Origin of the sequence: Streptomyces formicae (assembly GCF_002556545.1) — a bacterium.
Taxonomy (GTDB): domain Bacteria; phylum Actinomycetota; class Actinomycetes; order Streptomycetales; family Streptomycetaceae; genus Streptomyces; species Streptomyces formicae_A.
Genome location: NZ_CP022685.1, coordinates 6,950,090 through 6,966,137, shown reverse-complemented (window position 1 = coordinate 6,966,137; position 16,048 = coordinate 6,950,090). Strand labels below are relative to the sequence as shown.

The 16,048-nt window shown below is 73.4% G+C and carries 14 protein-coding genes; 2 read left to right on the top strand and 12 right to left on the bottom strand.

Translation table 11 applies throughout. The features are described from left to right. Nucleotides 1–24 precede the first annotated feature (24 nt). The 6 genes from KY5_RS30520 to KY5_RS30495 all read right to left on the bottom strand — a co-directional run bounded on the left by KY5_RS30520 (nucleotide 25) and on the right by KY5_RS30495 (nucleotide 9,341). Complete coding sequence (locus KY5_RS30520; protein WP_234362923.1) at nucleotides 25–999, bottom strand: ABC transporter ATP-binding protein; 975 nt, start codon at nucleotides 997–999, stop codon at nucleotides 25–27. Further along, a complete protein-coding gene (locus KY5_RS41920) occupies nucleotides 992–3,874 on the bottom strand; it encodes a hypothetical protein (protein ID WP_159072614.1) in 2,883 nt (960 codons plus the stop codon). Before KY5_RS41920 ends, KY5_RS30520 begins: the two co-directional genes overlap by 8 nt. Then, nucleotides 3,871–7,260: an ABC transporter permease gene (locus KY5_RS30510; RefSeq protein ID WP_234362922.1), complete on the bottom strand. Its 3,390-nt coding sequence runs from the start codon at nucleotides 7,258–7,260 to the stop codon at nucleotides 3,871–3,873. The genes KY5_RS41920 and KY5_RS30510 overlap by 4 nt, the downstream gene beginning before the upstream one ends. Nucleotides 7,261–7,424: 164 nt before the next feature. Beyond that, complete coding sequence (locus tag KY5_RS30505) at nucleotides 7,425–8,198, bottom strand: DUF3710 domain-containing protein (RefSeq protein ID WP_098245225.1); 774 nt, start codon at nucleotides 8,196–8,198, stop codon at nucleotides 7,425–7,427. A gap of 1 nt (nucleotide 8,199) precedes the next feature. After that, complete coding sequence (dut, locus tag KY5_RS30500; RefSeq protein ID WP_098245224.1) at nucleotides 8,200–8,760, bottom strand: dUTP diphosphatase; 561 nt, start codon at nucleotides 8,758–8,760, stop codon at nucleotides 8,200–8,202. Further along, nucleotides 8,757–9,341 carry a PaaI family thioesterase gene (locus KY5_RS30495; RefSeq protein ID WP_055544886.1) on the bottom strand — a complete coding sequence of 195 codons (585 nt, stop codon included), beginning with the start codon at nucleotides 9,339–9,341 and terminating at the stop codon, nucleotides 8,757–8,759. Before KY5_RS30495 ends, dut begins: the two co-directional genes overlap by 4 nt. A gap of 58 nt (nucleotides 9,342–9,399) precedes the next feature. Between KY5_RS30495 and KY5_RS30490 the strand changes: the two genes are divergently transcribed. Then, a complete protein-coding gene (locus KY5_RS30490; protein WP_098245223.1) occupies nucleotides 9,400–9,852 on the top strand; it encodes a DUF3093 domain-containing protein in 453 nt (150 codons plus the stop codon). 96 nt (nucleotides 9,853–9,948) lie between these two features. Here KY5_RS30490 and KY5_RS30485 read toward each other — a convergent pair whose 3' ends face one another. The 4 genes from KY5_RS30485 to KY5_RS30470 form a co-directional block, all read right to left on the bottom strand. Next, nucleotides 9,949–10,881 carry a hypothetical protein gene (locus KY5_RS30485; RefSeq protein ID WP_098245222.1) on the bottom strand — a complete coding sequence of 311 codons (933 nt, stop codon included), beginning with the start codon at nucleotides 10,879–10,881 and terminating at the stop codon, nucleotides 9,949–9,951. A gap of 13 nt (nucleotides 10,882–10,894) precedes the next feature. Continuing rightward, a complete protein-coding gene (locus tag KY5_RS30480) occupies nucleotides 10,895–11,191 on the bottom strand; it encodes a DUF4193 domain-containing protein (RefSeq protein WP_055544889.1) in 297 nt (98 codons plus the stop codon). Nucleotides 11,192–11,585: 394 nt separating this feature from the next. Then, a complete protein-coding gene (locus tag KY5_RS30475) occupies nucleotides 11,586–12,830 on the bottom strand; it encodes a sensor histidine kinase (RefSeq protein ID WP_098245221.1) in 1,245 nt (414 codons plus the stop codon). 6 nt (nucleotides 12,831–12,836) lie between these two features. Continuing rightward, nucleotides 12,837–13,490: a response regulator transcription factor gene (locus KY5_RS30470; protein WP_055544891.1), complete on the bottom strand. Its 654-nt coding sequence runs from the start codon at nucleotides 13,488–13,490 to the stop codon at nucleotides 12,837–12,839. 311 nt (nucleotides 13,491–13,801) lie between these two features. Here KY5_RS30470 and KY5_RS42275 point away from each other — a divergent pair, with 311 nt between their 5' ends. Next, nucleotides 13,802–13,975, top strand: coding sequence for a hypothetical protein (locus tag KY5_RS42275; protein ID WP_169801200.1), 174 nt, complete (start codon nucleotides 13,802–13,804; stop codon nucleotides 13,973–13,975). An 83-nt stretch (nucleotides 13,976–14,058) separates the two neighbouring features. On the opposite strand, the gene KY5_RS30465 is transcribed toward KY5_RS42275, so the two are convergent. Beyond that, nucleotides 14,059–14,901 (bottom strand): inositol monophosphatase family protein, encoded by an 843-nt coding sequence (locus tag KY5_RS30465; RefSeq protein ID WP_098245220.1) that lies wholly within the window; start codon nucleotides 14,899–14,901, stop codon nucleotides 14,059–14,061. 10 nt (nucleotides 14,902–14,911) lie between these two features. Continuing rightward, nucleotides 14,912–16,039 carry a ferrochelatase gene (locus KY5_RS30460; RefSeq protein ID WP_098245219.1) on the bottom strand — a complete coding sequence of 376 codons (1,128 nt, stop codon included), beginning with the start codon at nucleotides 16,037–16,039 and terminating at the stop codon, nucleotides 14,912–14,914. Between the last annotated feature and the right edge of the window lie 9 nt (nucleotides 16,040–16,048).

The following is a 16,048-nucleotide window of genomic DNA, read 5'->3' as shown; positions in this document are numbered from 1 at the left end:
GGGGGCTTCCGTCAAGGAGTGACGTCAGCGCTCCCGCTCAGGGGAGCCCGGAGACTCGGGCGCGTCGGGCCACACCCCCACGTGCCCGGGTTCCGCCGTGAGCCGCACGCGCCCCCGCAGCCCGTACCGCTCCACGTACTCCGTCGGCAGCTGAAGCCGCCCGACCCTGTCCAGAACCGTGAACTCCGCGCCCTCGCCGCCCTGTTCGCGGAGCGTCTCCGTGGACGTACGGCCGTCCCGGATGCGTACGGTGCGGCGCACCTGGTCCGAGACGAGCGGGTCGTGGGTGACGACGAGGACGGTCGCGCCGAGTTCCTCGTTGGCGCGGCGCAGGGCAGCGAAGACGTCGGCGCCGCTCGCCGTGTCCAGTTCGCCGGTGGGCTCGTCGGCGAGCAGCACGCGCGGCGAGTTGGCGGTGGCCACGGCGACGGCGACGCGCTGCTGTTCGCCGCCGGAGAGCTCGGCGGGGCGCCGGTCGCGGCAGTACGCGACACCGAGTACGTCGAGGAGTTCGGCGGCCCGCTCCCGGCGCGAACGGTGGGGCACGCGCGCGTACTTCATCGGCAGCGCCACGTTCTCCAGGGCGGTCAGATAGGGCAGCAGGTTGCGCCCGGTCTGCTGCCAGACGAAGCCGACGGTGCGCCTGCGGTAACCGAGGCGCTCCCTGCGGCCCATGGCGAGCAGGTCGTGGCCCGCCACCTTCGCGCGGCCCGCCGTGGGCAGGTCGAGGCCGGAGAGGATCGACAGGAGCGTGGACTTGCCGGACCCCGACGCCCCCACCAGGGCCACGCACTCGCCGTCCCCGATGACCAGGTCGAGGCCCTGGAGCGCCTGCACCTCGACCTCGTCGGTGCGGTAGACGCGGACGAGGTTGTCGCAGACGACGAGGCCCTCGTCGGCCACGGGCCGGACCGAGGCACGGGCCCGCGCCTCCAGACCGGCCAGTTCACTCACCTCGCCCACCTCGCCCACCTCGTCCCCCTCGCTCATCTCAGTCATCCGACCTCCCGAGTCGCAGGACGGCGCCGAGTCCCCGGCGCCGCCCGAGCCAGGTCTCCACGCCCACCGCGGCGGCGACCAGGACGCACAGCCCCGCGCCGAGGGCCGCGGTGAACAGCACGTCGGTGTGCCGGGCGGGCGCGGCGGGGCCGCCGGTGAACTCCCGCAGGTCCAGGGCGGGTCCGAGCAGCGCGGGCAGCGTCAGACCGAGCACGACGCCGCCCGCGACGGCCGCGAGCACCAGCGGCAGCAGTTGCAGCAGGTGCAGGGCGGAGGTGGCGCGGCCACCGAGGCCCAGGGTGCGCAGCCGGGCCGTGGTGCGGCCGCGCGCGGGTGCGGAGAGCAGGAGTTCGAGGACGAGGGCGAGCAGCGCGAGCAGCACGGTGAGGGCGGCGCAGGCGGTGTGCGCGGTGGTCATGGCCGCGATCAGCCCGTCGTCCTCGGCCTCCGCCTGCTCCTCGGCGCGGATGCGGAGCTCTCCGGTGAGGGCGCCGGGGGCGGCGCGCGGCACCAGGGAGCGCAGCTCTTCGGTGTCGAGCCCGGACCCGTACAGCAGGAGCGCGTACGCCTCGAAGTCGGCGGCGGCGAAGCGGGTCAGGTCCCGGTTGTCGGCGAGCAGCAGACGCTCTCTGCCCTCGGCGGCGCGGCGCACGGGCCCGAGCGCGGGATCCCGCGCCACGTCGTCGGGCAGCGCCCCCACGACCCGCATCCGGACGCCCTTCCCGTGCCAGTCGAAGCGCAGCACCTCCCCGACCCGCGCCGCATCGGCCAGCACGGGAATCTCCCCCGCGGCGACGGGGGATCCGGCCCGCGCACGCGACTCGACCGGCAGGCGGACATCAGCCCGTCCGGCGCTTGAGGACGAACTCGGCGAAGCCGGTGATGACACCGACCCCGCTCCCGACGCACCGCCCCCGCCGATCCCCGCGTCCCTCAACGCCCGCCCCGCCGCCGAACTCCCCCGCGCGGCGCGCAACTCGGCACCGTCCACGCCGATCAGGGAGGCGATCCCGTAGCGGCCACCGTCCAGACTGCTCACCGGGTCGACCCGCAACTGCCGTACCGTCACCGTGTCCCGTACGCCACGCGCGCGTGCCAGGCGGTGGGCCGTCGCCGGGTCGCGTCCGGCGCCGAGGTAGGACGCGTCGGCGCCGACTTCCCACGCCACCGCGTCCCGTCTGCCCTCCGCCAGCGTCCCCGACACGAGGCCGCCGAAGACCGCACCGGCGAGCGTCACCACGAGGACGAGCAGCGCGAGGCCCTGCGCGGGCGCCTCCTTGGCGGCGCGGGACAGGGCGATGAGGGGGACGGCGCCGCGCCACCTGGCCGACCACCGTGCCACGAGGCGTACGGGCAGCGGGTAGCAGCGCACCAGCACGGCGACGGTGGCGAGCCCGAGCAGCGCGGGCACCGCGGCGAGCAGCGGATCGGGCCCCGCGACCCCTTCCGTGCCGCGCGCCCGCAGCGCGAACACGCCGCCCGCCGCCAGCACGAGCACCATGACCTCGACGACGATCCTGCGCCCAGGCCCCACCGGCCCCCGGTCCCTGAGCACCGCCTTGTCCCGCAGCGCGCCCCACGTCAGGAGGGGTGCGGGCAGCCAGCACAGCACCGCGACGGCGAGCCCGTCGCCGTACGCGGGCGCGTCCCCCGGCGCCGCCCCCGCGACCAGGCAGCCGCCCACGAACCCGAGCGGCACGACGGGCGAGATCCGCACCGCGCACTCCAGGGCGAGCCCCGCAGCCGACGCGCCCCGCGCCCGCCGCAGCCGGTCACCGTCCGCCCTGCGGCGTACGGAGAGGAGCGCGGTGACGACCACGGCGGCCGCCCCGACCACGATCAGCGAGGCCGTCGCGAACGAGATCACGACGGCGCCCTCGCGCCACTGCCGCCCGAACTCCTCGAAGGCGGCGGGCAGTTCGGTGTCGGTGTCCAGATCGGTCGCCGGATGCGTGCCGATCGTGCAGTACTTGTCGCCGTACCCTCCCGCGGCACAGGACGCCTGTCGCACGTCGGGCCCGTACTGGACCATCAGCCGCTGGAAGTCACGCTCCCCGCGCTCCCCCACGAAGCGCCCCGCCGCCCGCCCGCCGATGACGAGCCGCATGTTCCACGCCACCGTGAGTTCGGCGTCCGCCTGGCTCTGGAGCACCTCGACGCCGCGCGCCGCGACGAGCGCGGCGAAGTCGCCATCGCCGGGGCGCACCAGCGCGGGCACCTCGCTCCACAGCCGCGCCCCGCCCCCGGACCTGAAGACGCCGACGACGATGCCCACGGCGTCGACGTTCCGCAACGCGCCCGGCCCCAGCGGGACCCGCTGCCCGACCCTCAGCCCCAGCGCGTCGCGCGTACGCGCCGACACCGCCAGCTCCACGACCGCGCCGCCACGCGCACGTGGCGCCCGCCCCTCGACGTACGCCTCCCGCTTCGGCGCGTCGGACGCGTACACCGCGGACATCCGGTTCCAGCGACCCAACGACACTCCCGTGCCCGGCAGTTGGATCCGGGTCGAGTCGTGCACGATACGACCGCCGAGGCCGCTCGGCGACGCGTTCTCGATGACGTTCGCGTACGCGGCGAGATCGGCCGCGAAGTCGCTCTCCTCCCCGGCCCGCACCTCCTCCGGGTCGAACCGCGCGCTGTGCACCACCCCGGGCACGCCCCGCTGCGCCTGTTCGAGCCGCGAGGCCAGCGCGTCGCCCGCGAGCCGGTCCCACACCCCTGGCCCGCCGACGACCACGGCCACGAGCACGACGACCAGCGCGACGAGACAGCCAAGCAGCGGCCCCTCACGCCGCCAGGCACCCTTCCGCCACCAGGCACCCTTCCGCCACCCCGCCCCGCGGAGCGCCCCACGCCGGACGACGCCCCTCACACGTCCTCCCCGGCCCGCAGGACCCGCGCCAGGTCCACCCGCCCCAGGAGCCGCGCCGCCACGCTCACCACCGCGCAGATCACCAGCGCGGTGGCGCCCGCCGTCAGCGTCACCCGCACCCACGGCACCGAGGTGACGAGCCCGGGGAAGACAGGCGCGCCCGAGGCGTCCACCGTGACCACCGGCATGATCAGCGCGGCGAGCCCGGCCCCGAGCAGCGTGCCGAGCACCGCTGCCGCACCGGCGAGCCCCAGCTGTTCCGTCCACAGATACGCGGCGAGCTGCCCCTTCCGTACGCCGAGGGCCCGCAGCAGCGCGAACTCGCGTCCCCTGGACCGGGCCGAGAGCACCGTGTGCAGGGTGAACGCGATCACCGCGAAGGCGGGCGCGAGCAGCAGGCAGAGCGTGAGCGCCCCGCGCGCCCCGCGCCGCAGCGGATCGGCCGCCAACTCCGCCCGCGCGTGGGCGACATCGAGGGCCCTGCCGAGCTCGGGCCGCTCGCGCACCGCCGCCACCGCGGGACCGGTCCCCGTCCCCTTCACCCCCACCCACCAAGCGCTCTCCGCCGCCGTCAGCGACCCGCTCAGCGCCCACTGGGCCGCCATGGCACGGGAGTCGGCGAGCAACCGCGGCCGGTCCCTCGGCTCCCCCGGCACGGCCGCGATCCGCCCGACGATCCTGATACGGGCGCTGCCGCCCGTGCCGCGCCGCACGGTGACCGTGTCCCCGACGCGCACCGCACCGGAGTCGAGCAGCGCGTCGTCGGCGAGCGCGGGCGCGGGGGCGGCCTTGACGGGACGCGCCCCCGTCCCGTCCGTGCCGAGCCGCACCGCCCAGGTCGGGTACCGCAGTTCCCCGTCGGGGCCGCGCAGCACGGCGTCGAGCAGCTTTCCGGGCCCCGGCGCGTCCCGGCACAGCACGGGCCCCGGCGCCTCCCCCGAGCCCCGCCGCTCCCGCTCGGCCCCCGGGCATCCTGCGACGTACCGGTCGGGCGCGTCCTGCCGCAGATCGCGCCACCGGGCCTGCCGCGCGAGCCTCGGCACCTGGTCGACGGTGAGCCGGTAGGTCCGCCGCTCCCGCTCGCCCACCATGCTCAGTTCCACCTGCACGATGCGTACGTCACCGCGCACCGGCACCGTCAGCGGCACGGTCCGCGCGCCGCCCTCCGCGATCGGCACGGAGGACGAACGGGTCAGCCCGTCCCCGTCCTCGAAGAAGACGGTGAGCCGCACCGGCAGGGGCTTCCCGCCCCCACTGGCGGACAACCGCACCCGCAGCGGCAGTTCGCGCCCGGCCCCTCCACGGAAACCCGTCACCGCGATCCCGTGCTCGGGCACCCCCACGCCGAGCGGTGCCACGAGGTCGCGGACCGGCCGGTCCGCGAGGTCGCGCCGCAGTGAAGGAACCGGCCCGCGCGCGGTGTTGACGGCCGTGACGCTCACGGCCTCCTGGCCGATGTACGCGTCCGATGTGACCACGGGCGTCACGGCCTCGGCCCCCGGCAGCCCTTCGTAGGCGGCACGCCGCTCCCCCGGCGGCGTCCCGTCCCCCGGCTCGATCCGCACGTCCGCGCCCACCTGGAAGGCCGCCTGGTCCCGGTCGCCCCGGTCCAGAATGGCCAAGGCCGTGCTGCTGAGCGCGGCGACGGCGAGGGCCAGCGTCACGACCAGGGCGGGCCCGGCGTGCCGCGCCGCCCTCCGGCCCAACTGCCAGCCGCCGAGCGGCAGGACGAACCCCTTGCCGCGCCGCGCGAGCGGGTCCACCAGCCGGGCGGCGAGCGGCAGCAGGCGCAGCGCGAGCAGCGCGGCGGCCACCGTCATCACCACGGGTGCCAGGACGAGGACGGGATCGACGCCGTCGCCGCCGGTCACCGGCGACCGGTACTGCCGCAGTTGCAGCCAGCCGAGGACGGCGACCGCGCCGAGCGCCAGATCCGCGCCGAACCGCTGCGCCCCCGCGAACCGCCCGACCCGCAGCCGCAGTTTCGCCACCGCCCGCCGCTCCCGCACGGCCAGCACCGTGGGCAGCAGCACGGCCACGCCGTGCACCACGACGGCGATCAGCGCGGCCGTCCACCCCACACCGGTCACCGCTGACGCGGGCACGTCCCCCCGCAGCAGCCCCGCCCCCTGTAGCCCGCTGAGCAGCGGCCCGGCGAGAAACGGCGCGGCACACCCGGCGGGCACCGCGACACAGGCCCACTGCGCGGCGGTCGCGAGCCCGAGCCTGCGCGTGCCGGCCCCTCGCGCGGCCAGCAGGGCGAGCTCGGCCCTCCGGTGCTCGGCGAGCTGCCGCGCGGTCAGCACCAGCGCGGCACAGGCAAGCGCACCGAGCAGCGCGCCGGGCACGTACAACCCCGCCCGCGCCACGGCGATGGGCGCCCCGAGCCGCCCGAGCGCCCGCCGCAGCCCCCCGGACACGGTCACTTCAGACGAGCCACCGGCCGCGGATCGCTCCCGACAGCAGTCACCCCCACCGAAGGACGGCCACCGGACCGAGGTGACGGGCCCACCGGCCCCCGCCCCGGGATCGCGTGTACGCACATGCCCTCGCGACCCCGCCCCGCGAACGCCCTCGGCGCCCACGGAAACCCCCGCCGCACCCCGCCCGAACCGCGCCACGCGCTCCCGCAACGCCCCGATGTCCCCGAGCCGCACCCCCCGCGTGTCCGGCACCCCGAGCCACAGCGCCACCGAGTCCGCCCCGAGCCCCGCCTCCCGCCCGAAGGCGTCCCGCGACACGAGCACGACCGTGTCAGGCAGCCCCGACGTACTGCTCAGCGACGCCCACACGGCGGGCGCGCGCCCCCGCGTCGCGTACAGCCCGACCACGTCGAACCGCACGAGCCGATCACCGGCCCCCCGTACGGAGAACCGGCCCCCGAGCCGCACACCGAGCTCCGCGGCGAGCGCCTCGGGCAGCACGACCTCACCCCGTCGGGCCCCCGCGCCCGCCCGAGGCCACCGGCCCGCCGACAGCACGGCATGCCGCCCGACGCCCTCTACGGAGACCACGGAAACGGTCATGTCCTCGCGCGGACGCCCGTCCTGCCCGGTGACGAAGAGCTCGCTGTTGCGCGCCGCGGGCGCCCGCAGCGCCGCCCAGGTGTGATGGGGCACGCGGCCGTACGTGCGATCGAGAACGGCGCGTACGGACCGGTCCACGCCGCCACGGAGGCCCGCCTCACGGGGCACCGCGACCTCGACGACCGCGTCCCTGTCCGCGGCGAGGCGCCGCTGGATCCCGCCTTCGACGGCCCGCTCGGAGAGCGTCGCGAGGGCCGCGAGCACGGTCGCGGCGAGCAGCACGGCGAGCCCCGCCGCCCCGAGGACGAGGCCGTGGTGCCGCACCTCCCGCACCGCGGCGGGCATCCGTCGTCCCCTCACCGCACCGGTCTCCCCCCGAACGACCGGGCACAGTATGGGCGCACGCGAAGATCACCCGCAATGCCCGCGACGAGCCGACCGCTCCCGCACGGGAGAACGCCGATGGGCCGCGTCCCCCGTGGGGGACGCGGCCCATCGGCCCTGCTGGATTCCGCTTCGGCGGGTCAGCGCACCTCGGTGATCTCGGGGCCGCGCTGGAGCTGCCCCATGCCGCCGGAGAAGCGCGAGCCCTCCTGCTGCTCCTGCTGGACGCCGCCCTCGGCGACCATCTGCGCGTCGTCGGGAAGCTTCAGGACGATCGGGTCGCGCGGCGCCATCGGGCCCTCGCCGCGCACGACGACGGTGTCCCGGAAGATCTGCTCGAGCAGCCCGGCGGCCCCGGGCTGCACCGCGCCCTGGCCGGAGATCACACCGCGCAGGAACCAGCGGGGACCGTCGACGCCGATGAAGCGCACGACCTGCACGCCGCCGGTGCCGTCCGGCAGCTGCACCGGCACCTGGGCCCGCAGCTCCCAGCCGAGGGCGCCCTCGACCTCGTCGATGACACCGCCCTGCTGGGTGATGCCGGAGGCGATCTCCTCGCGGACCTCGCCCCAGATGCCCTCCTTCTTGGGGGCGGCGAAGCCCTGCAGCTGGATGGCGCTGTCCTGGAGCACGACCGTGGCCGCGACGATCGCGTCGCCCGCGACCTCGACGCGCAGCTCCATGCCCTCGACACCGGGCACGAAGAGCCCACCGAGGTCCACCCGGCCCTCGCCGGGCTCACGGACCTCGGAGATGTCCCAGGGTCCGTCGGGACGGGGCTCCGGTTCGAGCCTCACGCGCGACCGCGCGACGCCGGCGTCAGCGGAGTCATCGCCGTCCACGCCGTCGACGACCTGCTCGTCCGCGCCCGCCGCGTCCTCGGCGGCACTGTCCTTCTTGCGACGTCCGAACACGTCACTGTCCTTCCCGGTCGGATACGACCGATGCGTATCGATTCCCACCCGTTTGTCGGTCCGGACCGCTGTCCGGACCCGCGCTCTCCACCAAGCCCGCGCCCACGGCGGCATGGCCGCCGGTGGACCCGAAGCCCCCCTCGGCCCGCGCCGATGCGGGAAGCTCCGCGACCTCCTGGAAGCGCACCTTCTCGACCTGCTGGACGACCAGTTGGGCAATCCGGTCGAAGCGCTCGAACCGCACGGCCTCGCGCGGGTCGAGATTCACCACGATCACCTTGATCTCCCCACGGTACCCGGCATCCACCGTCCCCGGGGCATTCACCAGAGCGACACCGCAGCGTGCGGCGAGCCCCGAACGGGGGTGCACGAAGGCCGCGTACCCCTCAGGAAGCGCGATGGACACCCCGGTGGGCAGCACGACCCGTTCGCCGGGGGCCAGTTCACAGGATTCGGTGGTCCGCAGGTCGGCCCCGGCATCACCGGGCTTCGCGTACTCCGGCAGCGGCACTTCGGGGTCGACGCGCCTGATCAGTACGTCCAACGGGGCACGGGTCGTCACGGGTTCACCTCGAAGGCGCGGGCGCGCCGGGTCTGGTCCGGGTCGTTCATGGCGGCCTTGATCTCCTCGGGCCTGCCGTTGTCGATGAAGTGGTCGACCTTCACCTCGATGAAGAGGGCGTCGGCACGGACCGCGACGGGCCCGTCGGGGCCGCCGATCCGGCCGGTGGCGGCCGAGTAGATCTTCCGCCCGGCGACCGCCTTGACCTCGGCCTCCAGGAACAGCACGGTGCCCAGCGGCACGGGCCGTACGAAGTCGGTCTCCAGTCGTCCGGTCACGGCGATCACGCGCAGCAGCCAGTTCAGCGAGCCGAGCGTCTCGTCGAGCGCGGTCGCGAGTACGCCGCCGTGGGCGAGCCCGGGAGCACCCTGGTGCGCCTCGCGCACGGTGAACTCCGCGGTGATGCAGACGCCTTCACCGGCCCGCGCCGCGAGATGCAGTCCGTGGGCCTGCCCCGCACCACAGCCGAAACAGTGTTCGTAGTGGGCACCGATGAGCTCACCGGGAGCGGGTGCGTCGGGGTGCCGGACGGGCGCTATCGCGTCGGCCGGGGGCTTCAGGGCTGAAGATGTACCACTCACAGGCGCAGACCTTACCTCCGCGTCAGCGCTCACAGCTCACCGTGCCAAGCTTGGCTCCATGCAGCCTTACGAAGAACGCCTGACCGCGCCCCGCACGTGGTGGCTCGTCTCGGTCCTGGTGGGCGTCGCCATGGCCCTGATCGTGCTGCCGTTCGGCACGCTGCCGATGCTCGGCGGCCTGGTCGGCGGCACGGTCGTGGCCGCGGTCGTCACCAGCTCCTACGGCTCCCCGCGGATCCGCGTGGTGGCGGGCTCGCTGGTCATGGGAGAGGCGAAGATCCCGGTCTCGGCCCTGGGCGAGGCCGAGGTCCTGAACGCCGAGGAGGCGCGCGCCTGGCGCACGCACAAGGCCGACACGCGCGCCTTCATGCTGCTGCGCGCCTACATCCCCACGGCCCTGCGCATCGAGATCACCGATCCCGATGACCCGACTCCGTACGTGTACGTCTCGACGAGGCACCCCGAGGCCCTGTCGGCGGCCCTGGACGCGGTACGCCAGAGCGCCCCGTAAGGGGCGCGGGGAACTGCGCAAGGGCCGCGAAGCGGCCCGTCAGGGACGCGAGGAACTGCGCGCCGAGCCACAACGAACCCGCGGCCCGAAACCCCCTCAGCGCCCCAGCTCCTTGGGAATCTCCCCCACCCGCAGAGGATCATCCGGCCGCTCCAACGGCGGCAGCTCGGGAAGCGCATCCCACGGCACCTGGACCTTGCGCAGATCCTCCCGGATCCGCACCGCCAGGCGCTTCGTGTCCCGACGGTTCATGACCGCCCCGACCGCCGCGCCGACCATGAACGGCATGAGGTTCGGCAGGTTGCGGACGGTCCGCTTCATGATCTGCTGACGCAGCTCCCGCTTCATCTGGCCGCCGAGCGCCGCGTTGATGGTCGCGGGCTTCGCGACGTCGATGCCGCGCTCCTCCGACCAGGAGTTCAGGTACGCCGTGCTGCGCTGCTTGAGGTTGCCTTCGGGCCGTCGCCCGTACACCTCGTGCAGTTCGGCGATCAGCTTCAGTTCGATGGCGGCGACGCCGGTGATCTCGGCCGCGAGCTCGGCGGGCATCGCGGGCGGTACGGGCATCATCGCGGCGGCGCCCACGCCCGCGCCCACCGTGGAGGTGGCGTTGGCCGCACCGGCGATGAGCTTGTCCGCGAGCTGCTCGGGGCCGAGGCCCGGGAACTGCTTGCGGAGGGTCTGGAGATCGCGGACCGGGATCCGCGGGGCGTTCTCGATGAGCCGGTCGGCGAGATAGCCGATGCCGGCCTTGGCGCCGCGCCCGCCCTTGCGCACGCCTTCCTTCACCCCGTCCGTGACGGCGGCAACGCGGCCACCCAGGAAACCGTCCTTGCCTACGGTCCTGAGCGCCTTGTCGGCCGCCGTCTCGTCCGGCGCCGTCTCTAGGGCGCCCGCCGGTTCGAGCGAGGCTGCTCCGCTGGGGGAAGAGCCCCGCTCGTCGTCACGTGCGCCGTCGCCCTGGGCGCCGGCTTGGTCCGCTCCGCGCTTGCGGGAGCGGCGCTTCCTGAACGGGGTCGAGCCAGTCACGGCCGACCCCGTCTCAGTCGCAGTCGCGGCAGATCGGCTGGCCGTTCTTCTCGCGGGCCAGCTGGCTGCGGTGGTGGACCAGGAAGCAGCTCATGCAGGTGAACTCGTCCTGCTGCTTCGGGAGCACGCGCACGGCGAGCTCCTCGTTGGAAAGGTCCGCGCCGGGCAACTCGAGGCCTTCGGCGGCCTCGAACTCGTCGACGTCGACCGCCGAGGTCGACTTGTCGTTCCGTCGAGCCTTCAGCTCCTCGATGCTGTCCTCGTTGACGTCATCGTCGGTCTTGCGTGGGGTGTCGTAGTCCGTTGCCATGTCGCTCTCCCCCTCTGGGTGTCTGCGGGTGTCTCAGCGCACGTAACGCGTGAGAGGCCGGACTTGTGCCCGACCTGAGGCGGAGATTTTGCCTCACATCAAGGTCTGTTACTCAATCGACACCCAACCGCACCCCTGAAGAGGTGATCGGTTTGGATGGCGATCGGGACCGTACACGGTCCGAATGTCGCACTTCACGGGCGCCACCCCGTGTACTTCCCGTGATCAAGACCCCCGAAAACCCGGATTTTCCCGGCTTTCCGACGACTTTGGCGATCACAGAGAGTAGATGGCCGAAAATTCGCCTCTGTGATCGATCACACATGAAATCTCCGGGATCGGGTCCTGAAAATTCCGCGCAAAGCGAACATCGAGGCGCGTCCCCGGCAGCATCTCAGAGGGGCAGGGTGACACGCATCACGAGTCCGCCCCCCTCTCGCGGCTCCGCGATGATACGGCCTCCGTGGGCCCGCGCCACCGAGCGGGCGATCGACAGACCGAGACCGACGCCCTTGTCGCTGCCGGTCCGCTCGGTCCGCAGCCGCCTGAAGGGCTCGAAGAGGGTGTCGATCTCGTACGCGGGCACCACAGGACCCGTGTTCGACACCACGAGGACCGCCTGGCCGTGCTGGGCCTCCGTGGTCACCTCGACCCAGCCGTCCTCCGGCACGTTGTACCGAGCGGCGTTCTGGACGAGGTTCAGGGCGATCCGCTCCAGGAGGACGCCGTTGCCCTGGACGACCGCGAGCGCGCGCTCCCCGCGGATCTCCACGCCCTTCGCGTCCGCCTCGGCCCGCACCTGGTCGACGGCGCGGTTGGCGACCTCGGCGAGGTCGACCGGCTTGCGCTCCACGATCTGGTTGTCGCTGCGGGCGAGCAGCAGCAGGCCCTCCACGAGCTGCTCGCTGCGCTCGTTGGTCGCGAGGAGCGTCTTGCCGAGCTGCTGGAGCTCGGGGGGCGCCGCCGGATCGGAGAGGTGCACTTCCAGGAGCGTGCGGTTGATCGCGAGCGGCGTGCGCAGCTCGTGCGACGCGTTGCCGACGAACCGCTGCTGGGCGGTGAAGGCCCGCTCCAGACGGTCGAGCATCTCGTCGAAGGTGTCCGAAAGCTCCTTCAACTCGTCGTCGGGGCCGTCGAGTTCGATGCGCCGGGAGAGGTCGGTGCCCGCCACGCGGCGCGCGGTGCGCGTGATGCGGCCGAGCGGGGACAGGACGCGGCCCGCCATCGCGTACCCGAACGCGAAGGCGATCACGGCGAGCCCGAGGAGGGCGAGCAGTGAGCGGCTGAGGAGGTTGTCCAGGGCGTGCTGGCGCATCTCGTTGACGCAGTCGTTCAGCGACGAGTTGAGCTGGTCCGCCGGGATCTGGGCCCCCGCGGGCAGGTTGTGGCAGGTCTGGCTGCTCACCTTGGAGCCGCCCTCGATCCTGAACGGCAGATCACTGCCCACGTTCAGCGCCTGCGCGGCGAGCAGATAGATGATCGAGAGCAGCAGGATGCCCGCGATCAGGAACATGCCTCCGTAGAGCAGGGTGAGGCGTATGCGGATCGTGGGGCGCAGCCACGGGAAGGGCGGGTCGGCCTTCCTCGGGTCCCACGTCGGCTTGGGGGGCGCTGCCGGTGGCGCCGGGGTCGCGGCCACCGCGGATCAGATCCGGTAGCCGGAGCCCGGCACCGTCACGATGACGGCGGGCTCACCGAGCTTGCGGCGCAGGGTCATGACGGTGACCCGGACGACGTTCGTGAACGGGTCCGTGTTCTCGTCCCATGCCTTCTCCAGGAGCTGCTCCGCGGAGACGACGGCGCCCTCGCTGCGCAGCAGCACTTCGAGGACCGCGAACTCCTTGGGGGCGAGCTGGATCTCCTTGCCGTCCCGGAAGACCTCGCGGCGGTTGGGGTCGAGCTTGATCCCGGCGCGCTCCAGGACGGGCGGCAGCGGCACGCTGGTGCGCCGCCCGAGGGCACGCACGCGTGCCGTGAGCTCGCTGAACGCGAAGGGCTTGGGGAGGTAGTCGTCGGCGCCGATCTCCAGGCCCTCGACACGATCGCTGACGTCGCCCGACGCGGTGAGCATCAGGACGCGGGTCGGCATGCCGAGTTCGACGATCTTGCGGCAGACGTCGTCGCCGTGCACGAGCGGGAGGTCCCGGTCGAGCACCACGACGTCGTAGTCGTTGACCCCGATGCGCTCGAGGGCGGCCGCTCCGTCGTACACGACGTCGACGGCCATGGCCTCCCGGCGCAGTCCGGTGGCCACCGCATCGGCGAGCAGCTGCTCGTCCTCGACGACGAGTACACGCACGGCGCTGTCCTTCCTCTGTGCCCTGCGGGCAGGGCAGGTCTCTGTTTACGGGGGGTGAGGTCTCCATCCTGCCCCTTTCGGCCATAAACCGGCTGTAAGGCGTCTCCGGGCCCCGGGAATGCGGGATTTTCTCCCGCTGTTGAGGTTTCTGCGGAACGGAGCAAGGGGAGGACGGCCTTACACCCGCGATCACGCTTTGTATGTGGCACGCCACGAACTGCTTTCCGCAGGGCAGCGAGAGACGTGATCGCCCCTTCTTTGAGGCACACCCCCGTGCCATCGACCCACGACCCAGCCGAGGGGGCGCAACCATGGACGCATTCACCGCAGGTCTCCTGCAGCGCATAAAGGCCACGGAGTCCGACCTCACGAAGGCCCGTGAGACGGGAGACGACTTCCTTGCCGAGGTCGAGCAGGCGGAGCTGGAAGATCTCCACCGCCTGGCCGCCGAGCACGGAGTCGAGGTAGGCGCTCTGCAGGCCTGACCGACGCCTCAGCACCAGGCTTCAGCACCACGCGGAAGGCCCCGGCATCCGGGAAGAGATGCCGGGGCCTTTTGCGTGTCCGGTCAGTCGTGCCAGGCGCCGAGCTCCTCCAGGAGGCCCTGGAGCGTCTCGAAGAGGCCGGGCGGTGCCGCGACGGCCAGCTCCCCGGAGAGGGCCTCACCGGGGCGGCCACCCGTCAGCGCGCCCGCCTCACGGGCGACGAGGTCACCGGCCGCGAAGTCCCACGGGTTGAGTCCGCGCTCGTAGTACGCGTTGAGCCTGCCGACCGCGACGTCGCACAGGTCGATCGCGGCGGAGCCGCCGCGCCTGATGTCCCGCACCTGGGGGATCAGGTGCCGGGCCACCTCGGCCTGGCGCACCCGCCGCTCGGTGAGGTAGCCGAAGCCGGTCCCGACGAGGGCCTCGCCGAACGGCGGCGCGGGACGCACGCGCGCGGGCCTGTCGTTGACGAAGGCGCCCTCCCCGAGGACCGCGCGGTAGGTCTCGCCGCGCATCGGGGCGTGCACGACGCCGACGAGGGTCTCGCCGTCCTTGCGGGCGGCGATGGACACCGACCAGTCGGGACGCCCGTACAGGTAGTTGACCGTGCCGTCGATCGGGTCGATCACCCACTGGACCCCGCTGCTGCCCTCGGAGCTCGCGCCCTCCTCACCGAGCACGCCGTCGGCCGGCCTGCGCTCGGCGAGGAAGCCGGTGATGAGCTTCTCGGAGGCGATGTCCATCTCGGTGACGACGTCGACGGCGCTGGACTTGGTGGCGGCCACCCCCAGGTCGTCGGGGCGTCCGTCGCGCAGGAAGGTCCCCGCGCGCAGCGCGGCCTCCAGGGCGACGTCGAGGAGTTCCGCCTTGAGGGTCTCGGGAGCCTTGGAGACCTTGGGGTCCTTGGGGTCCTTGGGGTCGGTCACGTCAACGTCCTTACGCGTACGGGCTGTCGGCGCCCGCGGCCGCGGGCTTCGGTGCACGGGCCGGGCAGCAGCCCACCGGGCACAGGTCGTGGCTCGCCCCGAGCGCCCCGAGGGCGCACGGCGTGACGGTTCTGCCGTTCTCCACCGCGGCCCGTTCGAGAACCAGGTCCCTGATCGCCGCGGCGAACCGGGGGTCGGCCCCGACCGTCGCCGAGCGGCGCACCGGGAGCCCCAGCTCCGCCGCCTTGGCCTCGGCCTCGGTGTCGAGGTCGTACAGGACCTCCATGTGGTCCGAGACGAAGCCGATCGGGACCATCACGACCGCGGGCGCCCCTGCGGCGTGCCGCTCCTCCAGGTGGTCGCAGATGTCCGGCTCCAGCCACGGGATGTGCGGGGCGCCGCTGCGCGACTGGTAGACGAGCTGCCAGGGGTGCTCGACACCGGTCTCCTCGCGCACCGCGTCGGCGATCAGCCGGGCCACGTCCAGGTGCTCCTCGACGTAGGCGCCGCCGTCGCCGTGGTCCTCGACGCGGCCCGACGTGTCCGCCGCCGAGTTCGGGATCGAGTGCGTCGTGAAGGCCAGGTGCGCGCCCTCGCGTACGTCGTCGGGGAGGTCGGCGAGGGACGCCAGGACGCCGTCGATCATGGGGCGTACGAAACCGGGGTGGTTGAAGTAGTGCCGCAGCTTGTCGACCCGGGGCAGTTCGAGGCCCTCGGCCCGCAGCGTGGCGAGCGAGTCCGCGAGGTTCTCGCGGTACTGCCTGCATCCCGAGTACGAGGCGTACGCGCTGGTGGCGAGGACGAGGATGCGGCGGTGCCCGTCAGTGACCATCTCGCGCAGGGTGTCGGTCAGGTACGGCGCCCAGTTGCGGTTGCCCCAGTAGACCGGCAGGTCGAGGCCGTGGTCCGCGAAGTCCTTGCGCAGGACGTCGAGCAGGGCGCGGTTCTGGTCGTTGATCGGGCTGACCCCGCCGAACAGGAAGTAGTGCTGCCCCACCTCCTTGAGCCGCTCCTTGGGGATGCCGCGCCCGCGCGTCACGTTCTCCAGGAACGGGACGACGTCGTCGGGGCCCTCCGGGCCCCCGAACGAGAGCAGCAGCAGGGCGTCATAGGGAGTGGGATCCAGCGCATCGGACATGTATCCGAT

Excerpts from the sequence above, each read along its gene's own strand:
- KY5_RS30520 (WP_234362923.1), bottom strand. The coding sequence starts at position 999 with ATGACTGAGATGAGCGAGGGGGACGAGGTGGGCGAGGTGGGCGAGGTG.
- KY5_RS42275 (WP_169801200.1), top strand. The coding sequence starts at position 13,802 with ATGGACGCATTCACCGCAGGTCTCCTGCAGCGCATAAAGGCCACGGAG.
- KY5_RS30460 (WP_098245219.1), bottom strand. The coding sequence starts at position 16,039 with ATGTCCGATGCGCTGGATCCCACTCCCTATGACGCCCTGCTGCTGCTC.
- KY5_RS30490 (WP_098245223.1), top strand. The coding sequence starts at position 9,400 with ATGCAGCCTTACGAAGAACGCCTGACCGCGCCCCGCACGTGGTGGCTC.
- KY5_RS30480 (WP_055544889.1), bottom strand. The coding sequence starts at position 11,191 with ATGGCAACGGACTACGACACCCCACGCAAGACCGACGATGACGTCAAC.